This window comes from Hamadaea sp. NPDC051192 (assembly GCF_040682475.1).
Lineage (GTDB): Bacteria > Actinomycetota > Actinomycetes > Mycobacteriales > Micromonosporaceae > Hamadaea > Hamadaea flava.
The window spans coordinates 43,747-52,688 of the sequence record NZ_JBFBAZ010000049.1 but is presented as its reverse complement, the minus strand read 5'-3'; the positions used below and the strand labels follow the sequence as shown (position 1 = coordinate 52,688).

Here is an 8,942-nt window from a genome sequence, read left to right as displayed (position 1 = left end):
CCGCAGTCCCACGGAACTCGGTCGAGGCCGGACGCATCGCGAAAGTCTGGGGCCTGACCGACGCCCGCATCGGCGACGCGATCGGCGAGTACCGCGCGACGACGGGTCACCTGTTCGCGCCGCCGACGTTGGAGACCGTGGTCGTGCCCGACGCGGCCGACCGGACGGCGGTGCACACCGCGCTGACGCAGTTGGCTGAGCAGGACCCGCTGATCAACCTCCGTCAGGACGATCTGCGCGGCGAGCTGTACCTGTCGCTGTACGGCGAGGTGCAGAAGGAGGTCATCCAGACCACGCTGACCGAGCAGTACGGGGTCGCGGTGACGTTCCGGGAGACCACGATGATCTGCGCCGAGCGGGTCGTCGGCGTCGGCGCGGCGGTCGAGCACATCTACCGCAACCCGTTCCTCGCCACGGTCGGGCTGCGCGTCGAACCCGGTACGCCCGGCAGCGGCCTGACGGTCCGGCTGGACGTGCCGGTCGAGACCATGCCGCTGTTCGTCTACAAGGCGGTCGACGTCTTCCGGGACGCCCTGGAGCAGACCGTACGCGAGACGCTCCAGCAGGGACTGCGTGGTTGGCGGGTGGAGGACGTCGTGGTCACGCTCACCGACTGCGCCTACAACTCGCCCGGCACGACGGCGGGGGACTACCGCAAGCTGGTGCCGATGGTGTTGATGGACGCGTTGCGGCAGGCAGGCACGGTCGTGTGCGAGCCGGTGCACCGGCTGACGATCGAAGGGCCGGCCGACACGCTCCGCGCAGTGCTGCGGTTGCTCGCCCAGCACGGAGCCGTCCCGTACGCACCGGTGACGGCCGGGCCGGCGTTCGAGCTGACCGCCGACGTCCCGGCGGCCGAGGTCCACGCGATTCAGCAACGGCTGCCCGCGTTGACTCGGGGCGAGGGTGTGATCGAGGCCGAGTTCGACCACTACCGCCCCGTCCGCGGCCGTGCCCCGGAACGAGCGCGGACCGACCTCAACCCGTTGCACCGCAAGGAATACCTGCTGCACGTCCTGCGCCGGGTCTGACCCGCCCGGCGGCCCGCCGGGCAAGGCGCGGGGGCGTCAGCTGAGGGCGGCCGCGAGTTCGGCGTTGTGTGTCGCGAACGCGGTCCACTCCGCCGGAGTCGCGGCGACCCGGGCCGCCGCGGCCGCCGCCGAGCACGGCCGGACCTGCCAGCCGTCGAGCCGCCCCGCCCGGATCTCGAAGCGCACCAGGCGTCCGGCGGCCCAGCCGTGGAAGTCCAGGTCGCGGTCGGCGTACCCGGTCACCCGTTGGGTCGCCACCACCCAGTCCACCGCCTCGATTTCGGTCTGCACTCGTGCGGCGTGTTCGTACGCCGTCCGCCGGGCGGCTTCGTCGCGCCGGGCGATCAGCTCCGCCCGCAGGAGCCGGACAGCGTCGGGATCGCGAGCCAGCACCGCGGCCAGTGCGGCGGCGAGCTGCTCCCGAGACCCGGGCGTCACCTCGCGTACGCGGGCCAGGTCGCGCTCGGCCGACGTGAGCGCGTCGGCGGCGTACGGGAGGGGGAAGACGCGGTGCAGTCCGGCGATGGCGGCGCGTACCTTCGTCCCGCCGAGATACGGGCCGAAGCCGCCCGCCGCCGGCGTGTACGCCACCCGTAGCCCGGGAGCCGTCGCCGACGCGTCCAACCGCAGGTAGACCGGGGTCTCCTGGCCGCCGGCCGTCCGGTTCCACGGCGGCAGGCGGCGTTCGAGCACAGTGCGTTCCAGCCAGGCGGCCTCGTGGTCGGAGGCGCAGACGACCGCCTCCACCCGGGTGACGCGGGGCATCATCCGCCGCAGGTGCGGCCGATCGTCCAGATCAGACCAGTACGACAGCGCCCGGCGTCGCAGATTCACCGCCCGGCCGACGTACAGCGCCCGGCCGCGTTCGTCACGGAACCGGTAGACGCCCGGCTCGGCGGGCAGCCGCGCGGCCGCCTCCCGAGCCGGCACGGCACGGGGGTCGGCGGCAGTGGGCACGGCCTAATAGTCGCGGCTGCCGGCCCGATTCGCCAGGAGGCAGATGTACAGGATGATGATCAGCACACCCAGGCCGACCGCCCACAACGTCCAGCTCTTGGCGCGTTCGGTCCGCTCCTCGGCCAGCCCGTGGTCGCCGCGGCTGTTGGCGTCCATCGCCATCGCCGAGAAGACGATGCCGACGATGCCGAGCGGGGTGCAGCAGAACAGGGTGGCCGCGATGGACAGGCCGAGCCACAACCCCGGCGAGCTGTCACCGCGGTAGGAGGGGCTGCCGTAGGGATCGGTCATGACCACTGTGTAGCAAAGCCGCGCCAATCCCGCTGACCCGTCAGAGCTGGGCTGCCCGGCCGTTGAGGTAGCGCTGCTGCTGGAGGTTGCGCGCCCGGTCGGCGGCCTCCCGATACGCCGCCCGGGCCTCGTCGAGCCGCCCGGCCCGCTCCAGCAGATGCGCGCGGACGGCGTACAGGCGGTGGTCGTCGCGCGTGCGGGCGTCGGCGGCCAGCGGTTCGAGCAGGTCCAGTCCGGTCTGCGGGCCGTGCACCATGGCCGCCGCCACCGCGTGGTTCAGCGCCACCATCGGGTTGTCGGCCAGCTTCAGCAGCACCTCGTACAACGCGAGGATCTGCGGCCAGTCGGTCTGCTCGGCGCTCGGCGCCTCGTCGTGCAGCGCCGCGATGGCGGCTTGCAGCTGATAAGGACCCACCGGCCCGCGCGGCAAGGCTGCGGTGATCAGGTCGACGCCTTCGGCGATCAGGTCCGCGTCCCACCGTCCACGGTCCTGTTCCGCCATCGGCACCAACGCTCCGTCCCGACTGGTACGCGCAGCGCGACGTGCGTCGGTGAGCACCATGAGCGCCAGCAGCCCGGCGACTTCCGACTCGTCCGGCAGCAGCCGACGCAGCATCCGGGTCAGCCGGATCGCTTCAGTGGTCAGCTCCACTCGATGCGACGCCGGGCCGGACGTGGTCGCGTACCCCTCGGTGAACACGAGGTAGAGCGTGTGCAGCACGGCGGCGAGCCGCTGATCGCGGTCGGCCGGCGAGGGCAGCGCGAACGGCTGGCCGCTGGTGGCGACGGCCTGTTTGGCGCGGGTGATCCGCCGCGTCATCGTGTCCTCGGGGACGAGGAAGGCGCGGGCGATCTCGGCGGTCGTCAGGCCGCCGACCGCGCGGAGCGTCAGCGCGATCTGCGACGCCGGAGTCAGCGCCGGATGGCAGCACAGGAAGAGCAGGACGAGGGTGTCGTCCTCGCCGGGCCCACCGGATTCCGCGTTCGTGCCCGTCGTCAGCAGCACATACCGTTCCTCGCGGGCGCGCCGCGCCTGCTCGCTGCGCAGCAGGTCGGTGAGCTTCCGGGCGGCGACCGTGATGAGCCAGCCCCGGGGACTGGCCGGCAGCCCGTCGGCGGGCCAGCTCGTCGCGGCGGCCAGCAACGCCTCCTGCACCGCGTCCTCGGCCAGGTCGAAATGGCCGTACCGGCGCACGAGCGCGCCGAGGACCCGCGGCGCCAGGTCGCGCAGCAGGTCCTCGGTCTCGGTCATGCCGTTCCTCCGGTGGTCCGCCGGGGTCACAGGTCCAGTTCGTCGCGCCCGTCGGCGATCGGCCGGACGTCGGCGTACCCGTTGGCCCAGACGTCACCCGGGCTCGGGCAGGCGGACAGCTTCGCCGCGATCTCGGTGGCCCGGTCGAAGCCGTCGCACTCCACGATCCACCAGCCCGCGAGCACCTCCTCGGTCTCCGCGTAGGGTCCGTCGGTCACGACGGGGACGCCGTTCTCCAGCCCGCGTACGCGGCGGGTGTGCACGGGCGAGACGAGCGCCTTGGTGTCGACCAGTTCGCCGGACTCGGTCAGCTCACGGTTCAGGTTCTCCATGAACTGGTACATCGGCGCCCAGTCCTCCGGGCTGACGTCGCCCTTGCCGCTCATCAGGTCGTAGTCGGCCTGCGAGCCGAACGTCAGGATCATGTACTTCATCGGGCTCTCCTCCTCTTGGCGATCCTTTCACCCGGGACGTCGGAGCCGCCGGACGTGACCGGACACCGTCGGCCGAATCAATCGGCGAATTTCTGCTGAGCGCGGTCCCGGGCCGCTCGCCGGGCTATCGCGATCATTAAGCCGAGCGCGGGCAGCAGGAGCAGTGCGACACAGAGCTGCGGGGCAAGCTTCAGCGGATTGAGCGCGGCGACGGCGTACGCCCGGCCCGGCCCGATGAGGGCGAGCTGCCGTCGGCCGGACTCCGGGATGGTGACCTCCCACTCGTAGCGGCTGTCCGGTTCGGCGGTGACGGCCTGCCAGTCGGTGCCGACGAACGCCCCGTTCACCGGGCCGTGCGCGGTGCCGAACAGCGATTGCCAATGCCCGTCGCATCGGGACTGCTGCCGTTCGAGCCGGTCGTAGGTGACGTGGCAGCGGTCGAGGGTCACCGTGGTGACTCCCGGCAGGCCCAGCAGCATGGCGAGCAGCCCGGCGCCCAGGACGGCTGCGACGGCGACGGCGCGGGGAGCGAACCTTCTCATGCCGGGTAGAGGCGCGCGGCTGTGCCGGACGTTGCCGGCGGCTGTGCTGCACGTTGCCGGCGACCGGTTGGACGTCGCCTGCGGCTGTGCCTGATGTTGCCGCGGGCAACTTATCCAGAAATCTGAATGTAGCATTGACTCGGGCACGGTCCAGCCTTAAATATTCAGGAAAGTTTCCTAAAAATAGGGGAGGGCTCATGCGCACCAGACGCCTGATGGGCGCGCTGCTCACCGCGGGAATCGTGGCCACCGCCCTGGTCGCGGCCGCGCCCGCCGCGTACGCCGCGGCCGGGCTGACCGCGACGTTCTCGGCGGCGAACAACGGCTCGTGGTATCTCGACAAGTACGTCGTCGCCAATCCCACGTCGGCGGCGATCACCGGGTGGTCCCTGGAGTTCGATCTGCCGTCGGGAGCCACCCTCGGCAACGTCTACAACGGAGTCGCGAGCCAGTCCGGTTCGCACGTGACGATCGTCAACGCGCACTACAACGGGACGGTGGCCGCCGGGGCGACGACCGAGCCGTACAGCCCGTGGTGGGTGGCGTACGGGTCGGGGGCCGCCCCGCTGAACTGCCGGATCAACGGCAACAAGTGCGACGGCAGCGCCGACCGCGCCCCCGGTACGCCCACCGGCCTGGCGGTCACCGGGCGTACCACCAAGACGGTGTCGCTGTCGTGGACCGCCGCCGCGGCGACCGACTTCCCGATCGCCGGCTACGACGTGCTGTCCGGCTCGACCGTCGTGGGCTCCAGCACCACCACCAGCGCGGTGGTGACCGGGCTGACCCCGAACACCGCCTACTCGCTGAGCGTCCGGGCGAAGGACACCCGGGGCAACCTGTCGGCGGCGAGCACGCCGGTGAGCGTGACGACGCTGAACCCGGCCGACGACACCACCGCGCCGACCGCGCCGAGCAGCCTGCGGTCCACCGCGAAGAGTTCGACGACGGTGAGCCTGGCCTGGACGGGCAGCACCGACGCCAGCGGCATCGCCGGGTACGACGTCTATACCGGCACGACCCTGCGGGCCAGCGTCACGGGCACCAGCGCGACCGTGTCCGGGCTGTCGCCGCTGACGGCGTACTCGTTCACGGTGAAAGCGCGCGACACCTACGACAACGTGTCCGCGGCGAGCAACGCCGTCAGCGTGACGACCGACGACGTGATCGGCTCCGGCCAGTACGCCAAGGTCGGCTACTTCGTGCAGTGGGGCATCTACGGGCGGCAGTACTTCGTCCGCAACCTCGACACGAGCGGCTCGGCGGCGAAGCTGACCCACATCAACTACGCCTTCGCCAACATCGACCCGGTGAACCTGACCTGCCTGCAGGGCGTCACCAAGGGCGTCTCCGGCAACCCGCAGGACCCCGACCAGGGCACCGGCGCGGGTGACGCGGACGCCGACTACGGCCGCCCGATGGCCGCGTCGCAGTCGGTCGACGGCGTCGGCGACACCGGCTGGGAGCCGCTGCGCGGCAACTTCAACCAGCTCAAGAAGCTCAAGGTGAAGTACCCGAACCTCAAGGTGCTCATCTCGATCGGCGGCTGGACCTACTCGAAGTACTTCTCCGACGTCGCGGCGACGCCGGCCAGCCGGCAGAAGTTCGTCCAGTCCTGCCTGGACATCTACCTCAAGGGCAACCTGCCCGCGTACAACGGGGCGGGCGGTCCCGGCACGGCGGCCGGCATCTTCGACGGCATCGACCTGGATTGGGAGTGGCCCGGCGCGGAGGGCCACGCGGGCAATCACGTGAGTCCGGCGGACAAGGCGAACAACACCCTGTTGCTGGCGGAGTTCCGGCGGCAGATGGACGCGCTGACCGTGACCACCGGCAAGCGGTACCTGCTCACCGCGTTCACCCCGGCGGACCCGGCGAAGATCGCGGCGGGGTGGGACATCGGCCCGACCGGGGTGTTCAGCTCGCTGGACTTCGCCAACGTGCAGGGCTACGACTTCCACGGGGCCGGCTCGGACAACTCGTGGGAGCCCAACCGCGCCGGGCACCAGGCCAACCTCTACCGCGACACGCAGGACCCGTACGCCTTCGAGTTCAGCGTGAACCTGGCGATCCAGAGCTATCTGGACGCCGGGATCAGCCCGCGCAAGCTGACCTTCGGCCTGCCGTTCTACGGCCGGGGCTGGCAGGGCGTCGCGGCCGGGAGCGTCAACGGCGAGTGGCAGTCGGCCACCGGCGCGGCGCCCGGTCAGTTCGCCGAGGAGGCCGGTACGCGCGGCTACTCGAACCTGATCGCGGGCGTGCCCGGCTGCACGGTGTACCACGACACGCAGTCGGTCTCGACCTACTGCTACACCGGAGCCAACGGGCAGTGGTGGTCCTTCGACGACACCTGGTCGATCGGCCAGAAGATGACCTGGCTGAAGAGCAAGGGCCTGCTCGGCACGATGATCTGGGAGATGTCCGGGGACACCGCGTCCGGGACGCTCATGGCAGCGGTCTCCTCGGGTCTGTAGCGCGCTGAACAACCGGCCGATGACACTCGGCCCGTAGTGGACGGCGTTTGGCCGGGGGTTTGTCGCCCCCGGCCACGCGTCCCGCCTACGCTGGGCACATGATCACCGAGGCCGACGTACCCGCGGCGGACATCACGCCGGCGGACATCATCGCCGCCCGGCGGCGCATCGAGGGCCGGATCCGGCGTACGCCCCTGTTCGAGGCGGCGCCGGAGCTGGTCTTCAAGCTCGAATACCTCCAGCACACGGGTTCGTTCAAGGCCCGGGGCGCGCTCAACAACGTGCTCGCCGCCCAGGAACGGGGCGATCTCGGCCCGGCCGGGGTGATCGCCGCGTCCGGCGGCAACGCCGGGCTGGCCGTCGCGTGGGCGGCCGCGCAGATCGGCGTACCGGCCGAGATCCACGTCCCGGCGAACGCGCCCGCCGTCAAGGTGAAGCGGCTCCAGGCGCTCGGCGCGACCGTGGTGCAGACGGGCACCGAGTACAGCCACGCCCTGGCCGCCTCGGCCGAACGGGCCGCGCAGACCGGCGCGTTCGTGTGTCACGCGTACGACCAGCCTGAGATGGTCGCCGGAGCGGGCACCATCGCCGTGGAGCTCCTTGAGGACACCGCGGTGGACACCGTGCTCGTGGCGGTCGGCGGCGGCGGGCTCGTCGGCGGCATCGCGGCCGCCCTGGCCGATACGCCGGTACGCGTCGTCGGCGTCGAACCGGTCGCGGCGCCCAGCCTGCACACGGCCCTCGACCGGGGTGGCCCGGTGGACGTCGAGGTCGGCGGCTACGCCGCCGACTCCCTCGGGGCGCGCCGCGCCGGCCGGATCGCGTACGCCGTCGCTGAGCGCACGGGAATGGTCAGCGCGCTCGTCGAGGACACGGCGATCCGGGACGCCCGGCAACGGCTGTGGGACGAATGGCGGATCGTCGCCGAACCCGGGGCGGCCGCGGCGTACGCCGGGCTGACCGCGTACCGGCCCGAGCCGGGCGAACGGGTGGCCGTCATCGTGTGCGGGGCGAACACCGACCCGAGCGACCTGGTCTAACCCTTTCCGCCTGCGCTGGGCACGATCAGGGCTTTGCCGCGGAGCCGGCCGGCTTCGGCGTCGGCGTGCACGGCGGCGATCTCGCTGAGCGGCCAGACGTCGGCGATGTCGACGGAGACCACTCCGGCGTCGACGAGCCGGACGAGGTCGGCCAGCTGCGCCGGGTCCCGCCGCATCACGAACTGCTCACTGCGTGCGCCGTCGGCCGCCACCTCGGTGGTGATGGAGACGATCACGCCGCCCGGCCGGACGAGCCCGGCGACCTCGGCTCCGGAGTCGGGGACCAGGTGCAGCAGCACGTCGACCGGTTCGGTGACGGCGTCGGCGACGGGTCCGGCGGTGTAGTCGACGATCTCGTGCGCGCCGAGGCGGCGTACGGCGTCGGCGCTGCGGGCGGAGGCGGTGGCGATCACGTGCCCGCCTGCGTGCCGGGCGAGTTGCACGACCAATCCGCCGACGCCGCCGCCCGCTCCGTTGACGAGGACTCGGCGCCCCGGCTGGATCCGGGCGCGGTCGATCGCCTGCCACGCGGTCAGCCCGGCGATCGGCAGCGCTGCGGCGTCTCGCAACGCGATCCGGTGCGGGGCGCGTACGAGTAGCTCGGCGGGTGCGACGGCGTACTCGGCGGCAGCGCCGCCGTCGAGCTGTCCGATGACCCGGTCACCCGGAGTCAGGCCGCGTACGCCCGGGCCGATCGCCGAAATCGTGCCGGCGACGTCCCAGCCCAGCGTGTACGGCAGCGTCACCGGAAGGATCTCGGTGAGCCAGCCGGACCGGAGGCCGATCTCGGAGGGGTTGACGGAGGTGGCGGCGACCTCGAGGAGGACTTCGCCGGGTCCGGGGACCGGGCGGGCGACGTCGTCGAGGCGGATCACGGACGGGTCGCCGAAGGCGTGGATTCTCGCGGCTTGCATGTCCTCG

8 protein-coding genes and 1 pseudogene are annotated in these 8,942 nt (G+C 71.8%); 3 read left to right on the top strand and 6 right to left on the bottom strand.

Annotated features, from left to right (window positions below; all coding sequences use genetic code 11):
- Positions 1-1,031, top strand: a pseudogene (locus AB0M47_RS21705) (GTP-binding protein); the annotation flags it as partial.
- Positions 1,032-1,067: 36 nt separating this feature from the next.
- Here the strand turns inward: AB0M47_RS21705 and AB0M47_RS21700 are convergent.
- The 5 genes from AB0M47_RS21700 to AB0M47_RS21680 all read right to left on the bottom strand — a co-directional run bounded on the left by AB0M47_RS21700 (position 1,068) and on the right by AB0M47_RS21680 (position 4,507).
- A complete protein-coding gene (locus AB0M47_RS21700) occupies positions 1,068-1,988 on the bottom strand; it encodes a hypothetical protein (protein WP_363416498.1) in 921 nt (306 codons plus the stop codon).
- Positions 1,989-1,991: 3 nt separating this feature from the next.
- Positions 1,992-2,279 (bottom strand): CD225/dispanin family protein, encoded by a 288-nt coding sequence (locus AB0M47_RS21695; RefSeq protein WP_363416495.1) that lies wholly within the window; start codon positions 2,277-2,279, stop codon positions 1,992-1,994.
- 40 nt (positions 2,280-2,319) lie between these two features.
- Positions 2,320-3,531: a DUF6596 domain-containing protein gene (locus AB0M47_RS21690; protein ID WP_363416493.1), complete on the bottom strand. Its 1,212-nt coding sequence runs from the start codon at positions 3,529-3,531 to the stop codon at positions 2,320-2,322.
- A gap of 26 nt (positions 3,532-3,557) precedes the next feature.
- The gene (locus tag AB0M47_RS21685; protein WP_363416491.1) at positions 3,558-3,965 is read right to left on the bottom strand and encodes a YciI family protein; all 408 of its coding nucleotides are present in this window, start codon (positions 3,963-3,965) and stop codon (positions 3,558-3,560) included.
- 77 nt (positions 3,966-4,042) lie between these two features.
- Positions 4,043-4,507 carry a hypothetical protein gene (locus AB0M47_RS21680; protein WP_363416488.1) on the bottom strand — a complete coding sequence of 155 codons (465 nt, stop codon included), beginning with the start codon at positions 4,505-4,507 and terminating at the stop codon, positions 4,043-4,045.
- A 197-nt stretch (positions 4,508-4,704) separates the two neighbouring features.
- On the opposite strand from AB0M47_RS21680, the gene AB0M47_RS21675 reads away from it, so the two are divergent.
- The gene (locus tag AB0M47_RS21675; protein ID WP_363416486.1) at positions 4,705-6,981 is read left to right on the top strand and encodes a glycosyl hydrolase family 18 protein; all 2,277 of its coding nucleotides are present in this window, start codon (positions 4,705-4,707) and stop codon (positions 6,979-6,981) included.
- 98 nt (positions 6,982-7,079) lie between these two features.
- Positions 7,080-8,021: a serine/threonine dehydratase gene (locus AB0M47_RS21670; protein WP_363416483.1), complete on the top strand. Its 942-nt coding sequence runs from the start codon at positions 7,080-7,082 to the stop codon at positions 8,019-8,021.
- On the opposite strand, the gene AB0M47_RS21665 is transcribed toward AB0M47_RS21670, so the two are convergent.
- Positions 8,018-8,935 (bottom strand): NADP-dependent oxidoreductase, encoded by a 918-nt coding sequence (locus AB0M47_RS21665; RefSeq protein WP_363416480.1) that lies wholly within the window; start codon positions 8,933-8,935, stop codon positions 8,018-8,020. The genes AB0M47_RS21670 and AB0M47_RS21665 overlap by 4 nt on opposite strands.
- Positions 8,936-8,942 lie beyond the last annotated feature (7 nt).